Below are 15,681 nucleotides of genomic sequence, written 5' to 3' on the forward strand. Positions count from 1 at the left end.
TTACTCCTTTAAATCACTTAAGATGTCATCCCAATCATTGTTAAGACTCTCTGGCTCCGGCTCAGATGGGCGGTTACCGTTACTAATTGTCGAATCAAGCAGCTCTTTAATCTCTTGTACACGCTGACGCGGCACCAGCATGAGTTCCAGCTCCATGCCTTCCAGAATCCTCAGTAACGTTGAAAGACGGGGATCCGCACCCGCTTCAATTTTCTGATATTGCTGCTGAGTCATACCCGTTCTCATACGCATATCTTGTTGGCTCAGCCCTAACTGCCTGCGTCTTTGTTTTAATAAGGTCGGCAATTCATTGAGAGTTCTCATTAGCTATCTCCTGACAGACTACTTACAACAAAATAGCTGTTTTTAGGGTTATTTAACAACACATTAATTGTAATAATTATAATTTACATTTAATTTGCTGTAAATAATTCTGATTACAACTCTTTAACTGTAAATATAATGAATCACACCTTTTTAATTGTAATTTTGGCGGAATACAACTAATTGGCTGTAAATAGTATAAATTACAGTAAATGAGATGTTGTTACAGTATCACCCCAGCGGCAGCGCCATCATGATGGCATCTTCGCGGCCTTGTGCGGCGGGATAGTAATTACGGCGAATGGAAAGTTCATTAAAACCGAGGCTTTCATAGAGCGCGATCGCTTTGGCGTTGGAGGCACGAACTTCAAGCCATAATGTAAAAACATCTTTCTGTTCAAGTTGTTGTATCACTTCTTCCAGCAACGTACGGCCTAAGCCCTGACGCTGAAAAGCCGGATCGATAGCGATATTAAACAGTGTGGCTTCGTCGAGAACGATTTGAGTGATCGCAAAACCAGCCATCACTTCGCCCTGCATGATTTTGAGATTCAGATAGCGTTCGCCCTGATTGCTGGCAAGCGTATTTTCAGTCCACGGAAAGGCATGACTGGCTTGTTCGATGGCGAATGCACGGGGAAGATCAGCGGGCGTCAGGATAGAAATGTTGTTCATTTTCACAGATCTGCTGCCAGAGCGCGCGTTTGGCGCCGGCGTCTTGATAGAGTTCGGCCAGGGCCGGACTGGAGAGCTGCGGGCCAGTGAGAGTCAGTGGTTCGCTTACTCCCAGTCGCCAGATATTGCAGCGGGTATCTTCAGGTAACATAGTGACCTGTTCAGGCGTCAGGCGGTAAACTTCTGATTCTTTTAGCGTCAGGCTGCGCAAAACATCGCTGACCAGCGGATCATCTTCTGCTGGCGGAACGGCGGCGACAATCAGCAATTTAGTTCCCGCAGGCAGACTGACTGCCACTTCGCCTTGTAATACAGCAGGCCGGCGCAGCGTCCACTGGGTAATGCCCAGCTGTTGTAATAATGTATCTCGTCTGGATGCCATGCCTGATCCCTGCCGGTTGAAGTGCGAAAAGCCCGGCTATGCTAGCAAACACATCGAACATGCGCCAATAAAGCTCGATTACTCAATCAGAGACGAAGAGTATATAATCCCGCGTTCATTCCTGAGGAGCCTCACCCTGATGTCTGCATTAACTCCGGCCAGTGAAGTCATACTGCGCCATAGCGAAGAATTTGAAGGCCGCCGCGTCCTGTTCGCCGGTGACTTACAAGACAGCCTGCCAGCTGAAATTGACGCCGAAGAAGTTCGCGTCCACACCAATATGTATCACCACTGGCAGATGCTCAGCAAAGCGCTGGGAGATAACGTTCAGTTTGGCTTAGTTGCTGATGCTGAATTCATCACGCCGTGTGATGTGCTCGTCTATTACTGGCCAAAGAGCAAACTGGAAGCGAAATTCCAGCTGTTCAACTTACTGTCACACTTACCGGTCGGCATTGATGTGTTTGTCATCGGTGAAAACCGCAGTGGCGTTCGCAGCGCGGAAACCACGCTGGAAGGCCTGTGCGAACTGAGTAAAGTCGACAGTGCACGTCGTTGCGGTTTGTACCATGGCCGTCTGGAAAAGCAGCCTGAGTTTGATGCTGACGGCTGGTGGGATCAGTACATGGTCGAAGAAGTGACCATAAAAACCCTGCCGGGTGTATTCAGCCGTGAAGGTCTGGACAGCGGAAGCCTGTTGCTGATCAACAGTTTCGAAGAGCCGGTTAAAGGTAAAGTGCTGGATGTTGCCTGTGGTGCCGGGGTACTGGCCTCGGTACTGGCCATGTACTCGCCGAAGATGAAAATCACGCTAAGTGATGTGAGTGCGGCCGCTATCGAAGCCAGCCGCGCCACACTGGCGGCAAACGATCTGCCGGGCGAAGTCATTGCCAGCAATGTCTATTCCGACATTGCCGGGCGTTTCGATATGATCATCTCCAACCCGCCATTCCATGAAGGTCTGCAAACCAGTCTGACAGCGGCGGAGCAATTGATCCGTGGTGCGGTAAGCCATCTGAACATCGGCGGCGAACTGCGCATTGTGGCGAACGCCTTCCTGCCTTATGCCGCCCTGCTTGATGACGCCTTTGGCAGCCACGAAGTGCTGGCACAAAACGGCCGCTTCAAAGTGTACCGGGCCGTACGTGGACGTCCGCCGCGCGATCTGAAAAAGAAAAAACGTTAATCAGTCAGACGTTGAGGAAACGCATCAGTTCCGCGTTGTAGCGATCACCCGCTGCCACGCGGAAAGGAAACACTGCTTCGATCGCCGCGATTTCGGCTTCACTCAGGGAGACATCAAGCGCGGCGATGTTTTCCTCAAGATAATGACGATGTTTGGTGCCAGGGATCGGCACTATGTTATCGCTTTGCGATAATACCCACGCCAGCGCCAGCTGCGAGGGTTTCACCCCTTTCTCCTGCGCCAGTTCACTGATTTTCTCCGCCAGTTGCAGATTTTTCGCGAAGTTGTCCCCCTGAAAACGCGGGCTGTCGCGGCGGTAATCATCCAAATCCAGATCGTCCACTGAACGGATTTGTCCGGTCAGAAAACCCCGACCCAGCGGGCTGTAAGGCACAAAACCAATCCCCAGACGCTCACACGCCGGTAAAATATCGGCTTCCACATCACGTGACCAGAGCGAATATTCGGTTTGCAGCGCGGTGACCGGATGCACTTTATGCGCCCGTTCCAGAATACTCACAGGCACTTCGCTCAGCCCGATATAACGGATCTTGCCTTCCCGCACCAGATCGGAGAGCGCGCCGATGGTTTCTTCGACCGGCACCGTCGGATCCGGACGGTGCTGATAATAGAGGTCGATAACGTCGGTCCCCAGACGCTTCAGGCTGCCTTCTACCGATTTGCGGACATAGTCCGGATGGCCGTTTGTACCCCGCACCTGCGGATGGGACGGATCACGCACAATACCGAATTTGGTGGCTAAAAAAACCTGATTGCGACGCCCTTTCAGGAAACGCCCCAGCAGTTCTTCATTGGTATGCGGGCCATACATGTCGGCGGTATCCAGCATCGTGACGCCCAGTTCCAGCGCACGCTCCAGCGTTGCCATCGATTCTTTATCATCCAGACCGGTGGTATAGAAGTCGCTCATGCCCATGCAACCCAGCCCCAGCGCTGACACCATCGGACCCTTTTTACCCAGCTGACGTTGTTTCATCGGATTTTCCTTATGACACAGAGAGGAGAAGTAACGGGATAAAGTTTGGTTGTTCTTTCAGGAAAGATAAATCAGCGAAAACGTGCAACACTGTTCATAAATCGCAAACAATCATTGAGAACAGTATGGATCAAATTCAGGCGATGAAAATCTTCATCCGCATTGCCGAACTGGAGAGTTTCAGCCGGGCTGCGGAAGATCTTAATGTGCCACGCGCCACGGTCAGTACGACCCTGAAACGTCTGGAACAGCGACTGGGTGTCCGCTTGTTTCTGCGCACGACACGGCAGGTCAAAATCACCGATGAAGGCAAAATCTATTATCAACGCTGCCTGCAATTGATCTCAGCGCTGGAAGAATCTGACGCCCTGTTTGCGCATCATAAAAACCAGCCCGCTGGCATTGTCCGCATCGACATGCCGCATTCTCTGGCGCGCGTGATGGTGATCCCCGCGCTGCCGACGTTTTACCAGCGCTATCCGCAGATAACCCTGAGTGTCAGCGCCAATGACAACGCCATCAATCTGCTCGATCAGGGGGTGGATTGCGTGGTGCGTGCATGGCCTTCGGAAGATGACAATCTGCAGTCGCGCCATCTGACAGACCTGAAACAAATCACCTGCGCATCGCCGGAATATTTAGCCAAATTTGGTACGCCGCTGACACCGGAAGATCTCACCGCACATCACGCCGTGGGCTATTTTTTTGCCCATCAGCGGGCAGATTCACATCTGGAATTCGTGACTGACGGAAAGATCGAAAAGCGACAACTCGCCAGCACACTGACCGTCAGCGGCGCCGACGCGTACGTCGCCGCCGCAAAAGCGGGTTTTGGGCTGATTCAGGCCTCGGAACTGGCGATGACGCAGGAACTGGCACAGGGCGAACTGGTGGAAGTACTGCATCAGCATCTTCCGCCGCCAATGCCGCTGTACATTATGTATCCGCCCGGCCGCTTCCTGGCACCGAGGATCCGCGTGCTGCTGGACTGGCTGATCGCGCTGTTTTCCAGCCCTGATGACCCGGTGTGTAAGAACCTCAGTATGGGAAAAATCGTTGATTAAACCATCGATTAACCTGACGACGTTCTGAGACATTGAACCATTCACCACGAATATGCTGTTTTTTACATCAAACGTCCGAAATGGGGGAAATAACTATTGACGCCTGTGGGAAAATCTCTAGAATTCGCCCCCGTGGTTGTGTTACTTGCTGATGACATTCCGATGAATGCATCAACACAGTAATCAATTGGAACGCGATGGTGGCGGAATTGGTAGACGCGCTAGCTTCAGGTGTTAGTGTCCTTTGGATGTGAGGGTTCGAGTCCCTCCCTTCGCACCAATACAATCACAAGATTTATATTGCACGGCACGGTACGCGATGGTGGCGGAATTGGTAGACGCGCTAGCTTCAGGTGTTAGTGTCCTTTGGATGTGAGGGTTCGAGTCCCTCCCTTCGCACCACTCCGGTGATATAAATCGAATCCAGCAGTAAGCAGAAATCATCTGTGCGAAGGTGGCGGAATTGGTAGACGCGCTAGCTTCAGGTGTTAGTGTCCTTACGGACGTGAGGGTTCAAGTCCCTCTCTTCGCACCACGTGATTCTGTTCCCCAGTTTTTCCTTCCTGCAATACTTCTTTCAGTTTCAAAAAATAGAAAAGACCCGCAGCTTTACTGTGTTTCCTGTTTTTCATCTTAAAAAAATCCTTTTATTACAACAAACTAAAATTCAACGTTACCGCAGCCAGACTTCCTGCCAGCGCCATAAATGATGGCAGCAACATATAGTGTCGCAACGTACGGTGGAACAGCATGCCCAGCGAGATCAGCATTGCAACGACTATCAGCACACGTAACTGATCGAGCGACATATGCGTCAGGGCAAGCAGCGGCATCAGTGCGCAAGGCAACAATACGCCCCAACCGCTGGTAAGACGTTTGCCAAACATCCACACAACCGCCCAGATGCCATATGCAATGGCCATTGCTGGTATCATAACCTTGCTCCAAATGATGGTAATGAGAACCAATATCATATAGGATTTTTTCTCATTTACCACCTATTTACAGTCCCCCCCTTCGTTTGGGTGACACCTGACCGCAAAAGTGTTAGTTTTGTGGCAGTTAAACCACATTAGTACAGCCTCAATTAAGACAGTCACTATAAAAACAACATTTATTGCGTTCTAATAATTACATATTAGAACTATTAGCCTTCCTGCATGGAATAATTACGCGGTATAGGGCGATAAGACACTTTATCTATTCAGAACAACACACGCTAAATAGAGTAAATTTGATGATATCTCATTCCTATGATGAGCTGCTTAAAAGCAAACATCGGCTGGCGATGTTGCTATTCTTTTTTTTAAATAGTGCAACTGCATTATTTTCTATGGCTTACCCGCCAGAGAATGCAGTTTCTACGCCATTTCCGTTGGTGCTGATTTTTGTGCTTTGTTTTTCAGGGCTGATATTTTCTTTTTTCAGTAAGAAAAATTACTCTGCCCATCTTAATATGTGTTCAGTCGCCGTCGGGCTGTTATGGGCCTGGCAAATAACCTTACGCTTTGAAGAAATCGGCCATCTGGATAAAAATTATCTTTTAGTCAGCTTGCTCAGTATATTCTTTATCAGTGCCATCGCTTTATCAGATAATTTTCTGGCTTTTTGCCTGCATGCAGTACCTTCTACTCTTTGCGTCATCTTCTTAGACGATTTTCAACATGTCGAGCGCATCTTATTTACCGTCTCATTGCCGCTGATTGGCCTGTGGCTGCATCATCTGATGCTCAAACGCAGCGATGAATTTACGCGCAGAATGGTGTCCAATCTCTACAGCGAACGGGAAAAATTCAGCGACCTGAGTATGCTCGATCCGCTGACCGGTCTTTACAACCGCCGGGGTTTGCAGAATAAGCTGGAAACGCTGTTCAATCAGGCTTCAGGGCACTACGTTATGCTGCTCGATATCGACCATTTCAAAGCCTATAACGACAACTATGGTCACACGATGGGCGATCAGGCATTGGTGCGGGTCTCTGCCGCTATCCGCGATGCAGTGCGCTCGCGGGATGTGGTTGTCCGTTATGGTGGAGAAGAGTTTCTGGTACTGATGTCCAACGTTAAACAGGAACACGCGGTTCGCATGGCAGAGCGTATCCAGAATAAAGTCCTCGGGCTGAATATCCCGCATTTGTTTAATGTTGAGGTCTCCACCCACGTCACGGTAAGTGCCGGGCTGGCTGCGCTGGAGGACGGTGACTTTATTAAGGCTTTAGGTAAAGCCGATGCCTCACTCTATAACGCAAAAAACAGCGGCCGTAATAAAATATTTTATGCCTGGGAAGAGCCCCAGGAGATACAGCAAGCCGTGGAAGAAAAAATAGCCTGACGATGATTTATATATAGTATTAATAACAACACACTTATTGTTATTAATTTTTGCGAACAATGTTCAGCGTTTTACCGGTTCGTCATAAAGAAAGCCGTCATTCATTTTCACTGCATAATCATTCAACTTTCAGCCAGATTAATGGTTCTGGCTGAAAGTAAAGAAACTTGTTTACTATAATGAATGTTACTACTCCCTGTTACTTTTCAACTTTTTAAATCTACTTAAATATGCCTGCACACGTCCGCTTCACCACGAAATAAGCACAGATAAAAATAATCCTAGAAGACATCTTGAGTCCATTTCCCACCCGCTATCGACCTCTTCTGCAACCACAATCCCTTTGTCTCTAAAAAGTCTCTAAAAATGTTCTAGTTTGTTGATTTAATGTAATTATTAATTCTCTTACTGGATTTGTGAACTGACTCATGTTCATCTTCCGGCGAGTGCCAGCGCTGATTTCTCTGTGGCACTGACCGGAAGGCTCCACTACCGGACACTTCTTACACTACCGCCACCCGCTGCTCATGTTTCTGAAGGATCAGTTAACAGCAGCGCTTTTGTTTATCTCATCACTCTACATAATAAAAGGTCCAGTGTATGAACAGTTCGATAGTGTTAGGGATTATCTGGCATCTGATAGGAGCAGCCAGCGCAGCTTGCTTCTATGCGCCATTCAAACAAGTTAAACATTGGTCATGGGAAACCATGTGGTCGCTTGGCGGCTTCTTTTCCTGGATCATTTTGCCATGGGCGGTCAGCTACGTGCTGTTGCCTGATTTCTGGGCCTATTATGGTTCATTCAGTTTTGCGACCCTGCTGCCCATTTTCCTGTTTGGCGCCATGTGGGGCATCGGTAACATCAACTACGGCCTGACCATGCGCTACCTCGGTATGTCGATGGGGATAGGCATCGCCATCGGCATTACCCTGATTATCGGGACGCTGATGACGCCTGTTTTGCAGGGCAAAATTGGCATGCTGTTTGGCACAACAGGTGGCCAGCTTACCCTGCTCGGCGTATTTGTTGCGGTCATCGGTGTGGCAATTGTCAGCTATGCGGGTTTCCTGAAAGAAAAAGCATTGGGCATTAAAGCTGAAGAGTTCAATCTGCGAAAAGGGCTGATTCTGGCTGTAATGTGCGGGATTTTCTCCGCAGGGATGTCTTTCGCCATGAGCGCTGCGGTGCCAATGCACGAAGCAGCACGCGAACTCGGGATTGATCCGTTGTACGTCGCCCTGCCAAGTTATGTGGTGATTATGGGCGGCGGTGCGGTCGTTAACCTCGGTTTCTGCTTTATCCGTCTGGCAACACGTAAAACCATCTCTTTGCGCGCCGATATGTCGGTGGCGAAATCCCTGCTGCTCACCAATGCGGTCTTTTCCATTATTGGCGGCGTGATGTGGTATCTGCAGTTCTTCTTCTACGCCTGGGGCCATGCCAGCATTCCTGCAGAATATGATTACATGAGCTGGATGCTGCATATGAGTTTCTACGTATTGTGCGGAGGCATCGTCGGTCTGGTGCTGAAAGAATGGCTCGGGGTAGGCAAAAAACCAGTACGCGTTCTTTGTATCGGTGCGCTGGTGATTATTCTGGCCGCGAATATTGTCGGTCTGGGTATGGCACTGTAAGCATTACGTTTCTCAATGACAGCAGAACTTATTCTGCTGTCATTGAGGATAAAAGGATTTTGCCGGTCTGCTGTGTAAAACGCTGCCGGTAGTCCCGCGGCGAAACACCACTTGCACGACTGAACACCACAGAAAAATAGTTACTGTCATCAAAGCCGCATTCAGCGGCCACGTCACTGATCGTCATGTTGCCGTAGCGCAGCAAACTCATCGCCCGGCAAAGCCTCAACTGACGTAAATAATGGGTCACGCTCATGCCGGTGTACTGCTTGAACAGCGAACGTAAAGCACGCGGATTGAGCTGATGTTGCAGACAAAACGTTTCAAGATGGAAGGGAGCGGAGATATTTGCCCGCAGAGCCATCAGCAATAGATCCAGCTGATGCGCATCCGGTAACGCGCCACTGTCCGGCCGCTGACGAAAACGCAGTAACAACAGTGCCAGTTGCATCAACAGGGCTTCACTCAGCTGGATCGAAAGCGGCTCCGATTTCATACACTCTTTAGCAAGCTCATCCACTTTATCGCGCAAAACCGCCATGCCAAGCGTACTTAAACGCCAGTAACGTTGTTCCTGGCTGACATTTTCGCCCGGTAATAATTGCGACCAGTCAGCTGCCAGCCCGAAACGCTCACGGCAAAACAGCACATTATCCAGTGCCAGTTCATTGACTGACTCATAGCTATGCCGGTCCCGCGAATTAATATAAAACAAGTCACCACAGGTGATGGGATAAGGGATGTCGTTCCAGACATGCAGACCATTACCGCGCCAGACAATGACCAGTTCATCAAAATCATGGTCATGACTCGGAAAGTCGGCCTGCGGGTGACGTTCAGCCACCACGACCGAATTCATTTTGGTCAGGAAGAAGTCATTTTTATTCAATTTCAATGACATAGATGCAATCTCAAACCCGTTTGACGACAAAATAAACGAGGCAGTTCTCAGGTAAGAATACCGGAAACCGCGAGAGGTGCCGTTTAACGCAACTGATCACGCATGAGTTTTGGCGACACCGAAAACTCCCGACGAAACTGTGTCGAGAAGTGGTTACTGTCACTGAAGCCGCAGGCATAGGCGATGTCGGTAATACTTTGATCGCTATGATGTAAACGACGGCGCGCCTCCAGCAACCTCAGGCGGTTGAGATACCGCTGTGGCGTCATGCCGGTGTAATGCTTCATCTGACGATGTAATGTTCTCAGCGCCAGCGAAAAACGTTCTGCAGCCTCGGTCCAGTTGACGTCCTCACTGTAATGCGACTGGAGCCATTGCAAAAGTTGATTGACCCTGTTTTCCGAGGTATCTCGCAATTGTGACTGGAAACAGTCCTGATAAAGCAGGATCAGCAGTTGTAAAAACAGACTTTCACGGGTCGCGATGTGTTCCATTTCAACACTGTCAGGCAACGCTGCAAGCTGTGTGATGCAGTTCAGTACCTGCTGAAGCACGCACGGACTGAGCTGCCAGTGGACCTGTGACTGATAGTGATGTTCCTGAGGAAGGAAGTGGCCGACGTCCTGAATGAACCGGAACGCCTTCGGCGAGCGGAACAGCACATTGGTCAGCCGCAGGTTATCAACATTTTCAAACAAATGATGATCGCTGGCGCGCACGAAACAGACCGTACCGGCCGTCAGTGTATAAGGGTTGTCATTGAAGATATGCACACCCGATCCGCTTTCCACCAGCATAATTTCGTGGAAATCATGGTAGTGCTCCGGGAATACATCTTGAGGAAGCCGCCGCTCAACCGTCACAGTCAGCTCAGGTGCCGCAAAATAATCATCACCTCTCAGTAACGTCATGTATCACCTCCGGTTCAAAATCCTTGTGCTTCGGGAACCAACCCTACCCTGCGCCCTGCGTTTTTGCCTTCAAACCACGGCAGCAAAAGCGCCATAAACGGTCATATTTCAAAGATTCAGCCTGTCGTGATGCAGATCTGCGGCAAAGATCACAATCGCGTATTCCGGTTTACTCCGGCGCGGCAAAACCCTGTTTCAGTCAGCTTTGAACCGTTATGTGATCTGCCTCGCATCTACCTTTTTAATGCTGCCATCCCGCCAAAACCGGTGGCAATCACCGGAAGGTGTCCCTCAGGCACCTCCCCTACACTGGCCACATATTCAATAAGGAATGGCCGCTATGAGAACACACCATCTTGCCGCTATTGACCTCGGCGCTTCCAGCGGCCGGGTGATGCTGGCGACGTTTACCCGTCAGGATCCCGATCCGGCAGCGACGCTGACACTGAAAGAAATCCACCGTTTTCCTAATAATCTGATCCGCGTTGATGGCCACGATAACTGGGACCTTGATGCGCTGGAGAAACACATACTTGAAGGGCTGAATCGCCTCGACGCGTCCGGCGTTCAGCTTGACGGTATCGGGATTGATACCTGGGGAGTGGATTATGTCCTGCTTGATGCACAGGGGCAGCGGGTCGGCTTGCCGGTTGCTTATCGTGACAACCGCACGGAAGGCGTGATGGCGCGGATGGAACAGCAGTTTGGCCGCGAGAATTTGTACCAGAAAACCGGCATTCAGTTCATGCCGTTTAACACACTTTACCAGTTGCGCGCGCTGAGCGAACAACAGCCTGAAATCGTCAGTAAAGCAGCCCACATGCTGATGATCCCGGATTATTTCCTTTACCGCCTCACCGGAAAACTGAACTGGGAATACACCAACGCCAGCACCACACAGATGCTCAATCTCGCCACCGGTGACTGGGATGAAGATTTGCTGAAACTTGCAGGTGTGCCGCGCCGCTGGTTGCAAAAACCTACACAGCCGGGTAACTCCCCGGGACTGTGGAAAAGCCCTCGCGGACGCAGCGTACCGGTATTCAGCGTCGCAACGCACGATACCGCCAGCGCGGTGGTTGCCGCCCCGCTGACCAGTTCACACAGCGCCTATCTCAGTTCCGGCACCTGGTCGCTGATGGGCATTGAAAGCCCGCACGCTTTTAACCATGCCCAGGCACTCCACGACAATATCACCAACGAAGGCGGTATCGACGGCAGCTATCGGGTGTTGCGCAATATCATGGGTTTATGGCTGTTCCAGCGGGTTTGCCGCGAACTGAACATCCAGGATTTACCGTCATTAATCACGCTGGCTAAAAACGTCCCGCCGTTCACTTATCTGATTAACCCGAACGAAGATCGTTTTATCAATCCCCCCTCTATGGTGGAGGCCATTCGCGATGCCTGTCGTCAGGCGGGTGATCCGGTGCCAGAATCGCCAGCTGAACTGGCGCGTTGTATTTTCGACAGCCTTGCCATGTTGTATCGCAAAATCGCCTTGCAACTTGCTGATTTACAAGGGACACCGCTGGAAGATATCCACATCGTTGGCGGCGGCAGTCAGAACCAGTTCCTGAATCAGCTTTGTGCTGATGTCTGTCAGGTCAGCGTCAGCGCAGGCCCGGTGGAAGCTTCAACGCTTGGCAATATCGGCTGCCAGCTGATGGCGTTAAACGCCGTCAAAGATACCGCTGAATTTCGTCGCATTGTTGCCACGAATTTTGAGCAACACCACTACATTCCACGTATTCACGCGGATTTCGCTATTCACTGGCGCCGTTTTCAGGCGCTCTGTCACGTCAATGAGGAACTCGCAGTATGACTTCATCTATCGATCAAGCATGGACACTTGCCAAAGAACGCTTTGCACAGTTGGGTATTGATGCCGAAGCTGCAATCAAACAACTTGATACCCTGCCCGTTTCTATCCATTGCTGGCAGGGGGATGATGTCGCTGGCTTCGAAAACCCTGAGGGCAACCTGACCGGCGGTATTCAGGCGACCGGTAATTATCCCGGCAAAGCGCGCAACGCTCAGCAGCTTCGTGCTGACTTAGAACTGGCGATCTCCATGATCCCTGGACCTAACCGGCTGAATCTGCATGCGATTTATCTGGAGTCCGATAAGCCCGTTGCCCGTAATGAGATTGAACCTAAGCACTTCACCGGCTGGGTTGACTGGGCGAAGAAAAACAAGCTGGGTCTGGACTTCAACCCGTCTTGTTTCTCACACCCGCTGAGCGCCGACGGCTTCACGCTGTCACACGCAAACCCGGAAATTCGCCAGTTCTGGATTGAACATTGTCAGGCCAGCCGCCGTATCTCCGCCTCATTTGGCCGCGCACTGGGCACGCCGTCAGTGATGAATATCTGGGTGCCGGATGGCATGAAAGACATCACCGTCGATCGTCTGGCACCGCGCCAGCGCCTGATGAGCGCACTTGATGAAGTGATTTCTGAGAAGTTTGATATCACCGAACACATCGATGCCGTTGAAAGCAAACTGTTCGGCATCGGTTCTGAAAGCTACACCGTCGGCTCAAACGAATTCTATCTCGGTTACGCTGCCAGCCGCGGCACTGCGCTGTGCCTCGATGCCGGCCACTTCCACCCGACTGAAGTGATCTCCGACAAAATTTCTGCTGCGATGCTGTATGTGCCGCGCCTGCTGCTGCACGTCAGCCGTCCGGTACGCTGGGACAGTGACCACGTAGTTCTGCTGGACGACGAAACGCAGGCCATCGCCAGCGAAATCGTGCGCCATGACCTGTTCAACCGCGTTCATATCGGTCTGGATTTCTTCGATGCCTCGATCAACCGCATCGCTGCCTGGGTTATCGGCACCCGCAACATGAAAAAAGCCCTGCTGAAAGCCCTGCTCGAACCGACCGATTTACTGAAAAAACTGGAAGCTGAAGGCGATTACACCGCACGTCTGGCTCTGCTGGAAGAGCAAAAATCCCTGCCATGGCAGGCCGTGTGGGACATGTATTGTCAGCGTCACGACGTACCGGTTGGCGGTCAGTGGCTGGATACCGTCCGTCATTACGAAACCAGCGTGCTGGCAAAACGTTAATTGCCGCCGAACGCAACAAAAACGCATTCACCTTATTCGCAGGAAAGAACCGATGAAAACATTATTTAGCTCGTGGTTTGTGCAAGGCATGGTCAAAGCGACCACCGATATGTGGCTGAAAGGCTGGGATGAGCGTAACGGCGGCAACGTCAGCATGCGCCTGTTACCGGAAGACGTCGCACCTTATAAAAATGATTTTTACGACCAGCCGCGCCAGGTTGAACTGACTCAGCATGCGCCTGATCTGGCCAACGAATACTTCATCGTGACCGGTTCCGGTAAGTTTTTCCGTAACGTGCAATTAGCCCCGTCAGAAGCGCTGACCGTTATTCAGCTCGATGACAAAGGCGCCAGCTACAAAATCCTGTGGGGTCTGACCGCCGGCGGTCTGCCAACCTCTGAACTGGCCTCACATCTGCAATCTCACGCTGTGCGTAAACGTGTCACCAACGGTCAGGATCGCGTGATCATGCATTGCCATGCGACCAACCTGATCGCACTGACGTACGTGCTTGAGCTCGACAGCGCCAAGATCACCCGCAAATTGTGGGAATGCAGCACCGAATGTCTGGTGGTCTTCCCCGACGGCGTGGGGATTGTACCGTGGATGGTGCCGGGTACCGATGGTATCGGCGCAGCCACTTCCGACCGGATGCAACATCACAGCCTGGTGTTGTGGGCATTCCACGGTATCTTCGGTTGCGGCCCGACGCTGGATGACGCTTTTGGCCTGATCGACACCGCTGAAAAATCGGCGGAGATTCTGGTGAAAGTGATTTCTATGGGTGGAATGAAACAAACCATCCAGACCGATGAACTGATTGCGCTTGGCAAACGTTTTGACGTCACACCTTTCGAGGCCGCACTGAAAGCCTGATCAGGCACTTTATGCTCCAGACTTCATAAATCCTGCACGGGGAACAGTGGATGTTTCCCGTAGCAGGAAATGGCAAAGACCGCGGAGCAGCGCACAACAGAACACCTATTTTACTTACTCTATAGAGGGAATTTTTATGAGTTTCATGTTGGCACTTCCTAAAATCAGTCTCCACGGTCAGGGCGCAATCGAAGATATGGTTGCGATGCTGGCGACTAAGCAACACGGCAAAGCGCTTATCGTTACCGATGGCCAGTTAATCGAACTGGGTCTGCTCGACAGTTTATTCTCCGCCCTTAAACAGGCCGGACTGCCTTACGCTATTTACGGCGGCGTGGTACCCAATCCAACCTCTGCTCACGTTGATGAAGGTTTCCGTTTGTATCAGGAAAACCAGTGCGATTACCTGATCGCTTTCGGCGGCGGCAGCCCGATTGATACCGCAAAAGGCATCAAAATTCTGACCGCCAATCCGGGGCCCGCCACAATGTATTCCGGTGTCGGCAAAGTTACCAAACCGGGTGTCTTCCTGGTGGCGATTAATACCACAGCGGGCACAGCCGCAGAACTCACCAGCAATGCGGTGATCATCGACAGCCAGCGTCAGGTGAAAGAAGTGATCATCGACGCCAATCTGATCCCGGATATTGCAGTGGACGACCCGGCGGTTATGCTCAAAATCCCGGCCAGTGTCACCGCTGCAACCGGCATGGATGCGCTAACCCACGCTATCGAAGCCTATGTTTCTGTCGGCGCACATCCTCTGACCGATCCGACCGCGCTCGCCGCGATTTCAACTATCACGCAATGGCTGCCAAAAGCAGTCGATCACGGCGATGATATTGAAGCCCGCGAGAAAATGGCGCAGGGACAATATCTGGCCGGTATGGCATTTAACAGCGCAGGCTTGGGGCTGGTTCACGCACTGGCGCATCAGCCGGGCGCGACACATAATCTGCCGCACGGCGTCTGTAATGCCATCTTGCTGCCGGTTGTCGAAGAGTTTAACCGCGCCAGTGCACCTCACCGCTTTGCCGATATTGCCCGCGCGATGGGCGTGCATACGCAAGGTATCAGCGAAACACAGGCCAGTATTGCGGCCATTGACGCTATCCGAAAATTGTCCACCCGCGTGGGTATTCCTTCCGGTTTCAAAGAGCTGGGGATTAATGAAAGCGATATCGAAGGCTGGCTGGACAAAGCCCTCGCTGATCCGTGCGCACCGTGCAATCCGCGCACCGCAACTCGTGAAGAAGTGCGCGAGTTGTATCTGAAAGCAATGTAGTTTCTTTGCTCCCTCCTAAGGGGAGAGCGAAAGC

The 15,681-nt window shown here is 51.2% G+C and carries 15 protein-coding genes and 3 tRNA genes; 11 read left to right on the forward strand and 7 right to left on the reverse strand.

Translation table 11 applies throughout. The features are described 5' to 3' along the window. The 3 genes from EX31_RS04105 to EX31_RS04115 all read right to left on the reverse strand — a co-directional run bounded on the left by EX31_RS04105 (position 1) and on the right by EX31_RS04115 (position 1,381). Positions 1–324: a helix-turn-helix domain-containing protein gene (locus EX31_RS04105; protein WP_013577110.1), complete on the reverse strand. Its 324-nt coding sequence runs from the start codon at positions 322–324 to the stop codon at positions 1–3. Positions 325–555: 231 nt separating this feature from the next. Continuing rightward, the gene (rimI, locus tag EX31_RS04110; RefSeq protein WP_013577111.1) at positions 556–999 is read right to left on the reverse strand and encodes a ribosomal protein S18-alanine N-acetyltransferase; all 444 of its coding nucleotides are present in this window, start codon (positions 997–999) and stop codon (positions 556–558) included. Beyond that, positions 968–1,381: a DNA polymerase III subunit psi gene (locus EX31_RS04115; RefSeq protein WP_037033499.1), complete on the reverse strand. Its 414-nt coding sequence runs from the start codon at positions 1,379–1,381 to the stop codon at positions 968–970. The genes rimI and EX31_RS04115 overlap by 32 nt, the downstream gene beginning before the upstream one ends. 139 nt (positions 1,382–1,520) lie before the next feature. Here EX31_RS04115 and rsmC point away from each other — a divergent pair, with 139 nt between their 5' ends. Further along, positions 1,521–2,567, forward strand: coding sequence for a 16S rRNA (guanine(1207)-N(2))-methyltransferase RsmC (gene rsmC / locus EX31_RS04120; RefSeq protein ID WP_037033500.1), 1,047 nt, complete (start codon positions 1,521–1,523; stop codon positions 2,565–2,567). 4 nt (positions 2,568–2,571) lie between these two features. Here the strand turns inward: rsmC and EX31_RS04125 are convergent, their stop codons facing one another. Continuing rightward, positions 2,572–3,564, reverse strand: coding sequence for an aldo/keto reductase (locus EX31_RS04125; protein WP_013577114.1), 993 nt, complete (start codon positions 3,562–3,564; stop codon positions 2,572–2,574). A 125-nt stretch (positions 3,565–3,689) separates the two neighbouring features. Here EX31_RS04125 and EX31_RS04130 point away from each other — a divergent pair, with 125 nt between their 5' ends. The 4 genes from EX31_RS04130 to EX31_RS04145 all read left to right on the forward strand — a co-directional run bounded on the left by EX31_RS04130 (position 3,690) and on the right by EX31_RS04145 (position 5,163). Further along, positions 3,690–4,628 carry a LysR family transcriptional regulator gene (locus tag EX31_RS04130; RefSeq protein WP_037033501.1) on the forward strand — a complete coding sequence of 313 codons (939 nt, stop codon included), beginning with the start codon at positions 3,690–3,692 and terminating at the stop codon, positions 4,626–4,628. A 194-nt stretch (positions 4,629–4,822) separates the two neighbouring features. Beyond that, positions 4,823–4,908 (forward strand) — tRNA-Leu (locus EX31_RS04135). A 36-nt stretch (positions 4,909–4,944) separates the two neighbouring features. Continuing rightward, a tRNA-Leu gene (locus tag EX31_RS04140) sits at positions 4,945–5,030 on the forward strand. 46 nt (positions 5,031–5,076) lie between these two features. Beyond that, a tRNA-Leu gene (locus EX31_RS04145) sits at positions 5,077–5,163 on the forward strand. 115 nt (positions 5,164–5,278) lie between these two features. On the opposite strand, the gene EX31_RS04150 is transcribed toward EX31_RS04145, so the two are convergent. Next, positions 5,279–5,563, reverse strand: a complete 285-nt coding sequence (locus tag EX31_RS04150) for a DUF1435 domain-containing protein (protein ID WP_037033580.1) — start codon at positions 5,561–5,563, stop codon at positions 5,279–5,281. A 302-nt stretch (positions 5,564–5,865) separates the two neighbouring features. Here EX31_RS04150 and EX31_RS04155 point away from each other — a divergent pair, with 302 nt between their 5' ends. Further along, entirely contained in the window at positions 5,866–6,960 is a 1,095-nt protein-coding gene (locus EX31_RS04155) for a GGDEF domain-containing protein (protein WP_037033502.1), read from the forward strand. A 600-nt stretch (positions 6,961–7,560) separates the two neighbouring features. Further along, positions 7,561–8,595, forward strand: a complete 1,035-nt coding sequence (gene rhaT / locus EX31_RS04160; RefSeq protein ID WP_013577118.1) for an L-rhamnose/proton symporter RhaT — start codon at positions 7,561–7,563, stop codon at positions 8,593–8,595. 28 nt (positions 8,596–8,623) lie between these two features. Here the strand turns inward: rhaT and rhaR are convergent, their stop codons facing one another. Together rhaR and rhaS are read right to left on the reverse strand one after the other, a co-directional pair. Further along, positions 8,624–9,496 carry an HTH-type transcriptional activator RhaR gene (gene rhaR / locus EX31_RS04165; protein WP_037033503.1) on the reverse strand — a complete coding sequence of 291 codons (873 nt, stop codon included), beginning with the start codon at positions 9,494–9,496 and terminating at the stop codon, positions 8,624–8,626. An 83-nt stretch (positions 9,497–9,579) separates the two neighbouring features. Next, a complete protein-coding gene (rhaS, locus tag EX31_RS04170) occupies positions 9,580–10,407 on the reverse strand; it encodes an HTH-type transcriptional activator RhaS (RefSeq protein WP_013577120.1) in 828 nt (275 codons plus the stop codon). A gap of 340 nt (positions 10,408–10,747) precedes the next feature. Here rhaS and rhaB point away from each other — a divergent pair, with 340 nt between their 5' ends. From rhaB to fucO, 4 genes are all read left to right on the forward strand, one after another. Then, positions 10,748–12,232, forward strand: a complete 1,485-nt coding sequence (rhaB, locus tag EX31_RS04175) for a rhamnulokinase (protein WP_037033504.1) — start codon at positions 10,748–10,750, stop codon at positions 12,230–12,232. Further along, positions 12,229–13,485 carry an L-rhamnose isomerase gene (locus EX31_RS04180; RefSeq protein WP_037033505.1) on the forward strand — a complete coding sequence of 419 codons (1,257 nt, stop codon included), beginning with the start codon at positions 12,229–12,231 and terminating at the stop codon, positions 13,483–13,485. The genes rhaB and EX31_RS04180 overlap by 4 nt, the downstream gene beginning before the upstream one ends. Before the next feature lie 52 nt (positions 13,486–13,537). Continuing rightward, positions 13,538–14,362: a rhamnulose-1-phosphate aldolase gene (gene rhaD / locus EX31_RS04185; protein WP_013577123.1), complete on the forward strand. Its 825-nt coding sequence runs from the start codon at positions 13,538–13,540 to the stop codon at positions 14,360–14,362. Between the two features lie 136 nt (positions 14,363–14,498). Continuing rightward, positions 14,499–15,647, forward strand: coding sequence for a lactaldehyde reductase (gene fucO, locus EX31_RS04190; RefSeq protein ID WP_037033506.1), 1,149 nt, complete (start codon positions 14,499–14,501; stop codon positions 15,645–15,647). Positions 15,648–15,681: the final 34 nt, after the last annotated feature.

It is taken from the genome of Rahnella sp. WP5, from assembly GCF_000745615.1.
Classification (GTDB): Bacteria; Pseudomonadota; Gammaproteobacteria; order Enterobacterales; family Enterobacteriaceae; genus Rahnella; species Rahnella aceris.

Excerpts from the sequence above, each read along its gene's own strand:
- EX31_RS04105 (WP_013577110.1), bottom strand. The coding sequence starts at position 324 with ATGAGAACTCTCAATGAATTGCCGACCTTATTAAAACAAAGACGCAGG.
- rimI (WP_013577111.1), bottom strand. The coding sequence starts at position 999 with ATGAACAACATTTCTATCCTGACGCCCGCTGATCTTCCCCGTGCATTC.
- EX31_RS04115 (WP_037033499.1), bottom strand. The coding sequence starts at position 1,381 with ATGGCATCCAGACGAGATACATTATTACAACAGCTGGGCATTACCCAG.
- rsmC (WP_037033500.1), top strand. The coding sequence starts at position 1,521 with ATGTCTGCATTAACTCCGGCCAGTGAAGTCATACTGCGCCATAGCGAA.
- EX31_RS04125 (WP_013577114.1), bottom strand. The coding sequence starts at position 3,564 with ATGAAACAACGTCAGCTGGGTAAAAAGGGTCCGATGGTGTCAGCGCTG.
- EX31_RS04130 (WP_037033501.1), top strand. The coding sequence starts at position 3,690 with ATGGATCAAATTCAGGCGATGAAAATCTTCATCCGCATTGCCGAACTG.
- EX31_RS04150 (WP_037033580.1), bottom strand. The coding sequence starts at position 5,563 with ATGATACCAGCAATGGCCATTGCATATGGCATCTGGGCGGTTGTGTGG.
- EX31_RS04155 (WP_037033502.1), top strand. The coding sequence starts at position 5,866 with ATGATATCTCATTCCTATGATGAGCTGCTTAAAAGCAAACATCGGCTG.
- rhaT (WP_013577118.1), top strand. The coding sequence starts at position 7,561 with ATGAACAGTTCGATAGTGTTAGGGATTATCTGGCATCTGATAGGAGCA.
- rhaR (WP_037033503.1), bottom strand. The coding sequence starts at position 9,496 with ATGTCATTGAAATTGAATAAAAATGACTTCTTCCTGACCAAAATGAAT.
- rhaS (WP_013577120.1), bottom strand. The coding sequence starts at position 10,407 with ATGACGTTACTGAGAGGTGATGATTATTTTGCGGCACCTGAGCTGACT.
- rhaB (WP_037033504.1), top strand. The coding sequence starts at position 10,748 with ATGAGAACACACCATCTTGCCGCTATTGACCTCGGCGCTTCCAGCGGC.
- EX31_RS04180 (WP_037033505.1), top strand. The coding sequence starts at position 12,229 with ATGACTTCATCTATCGATCAAGCATGGACACTTGCCAAAGAACGCTTT.
- rhaD (WP_013577123.1), top strand. The coding sequence starts at position 13,538 with ATGAAAACATTATTTAGCTCGTGGTTTGTGCAAGGCATGGTCAAAGCG.
- fucO (WP_037033506.1), top strand. The coding sequence starts at position 14,499 with ATGAGTTTCATGTTGGCACTTCCTAAAATCAGTCTCCACGGTCAGGGC.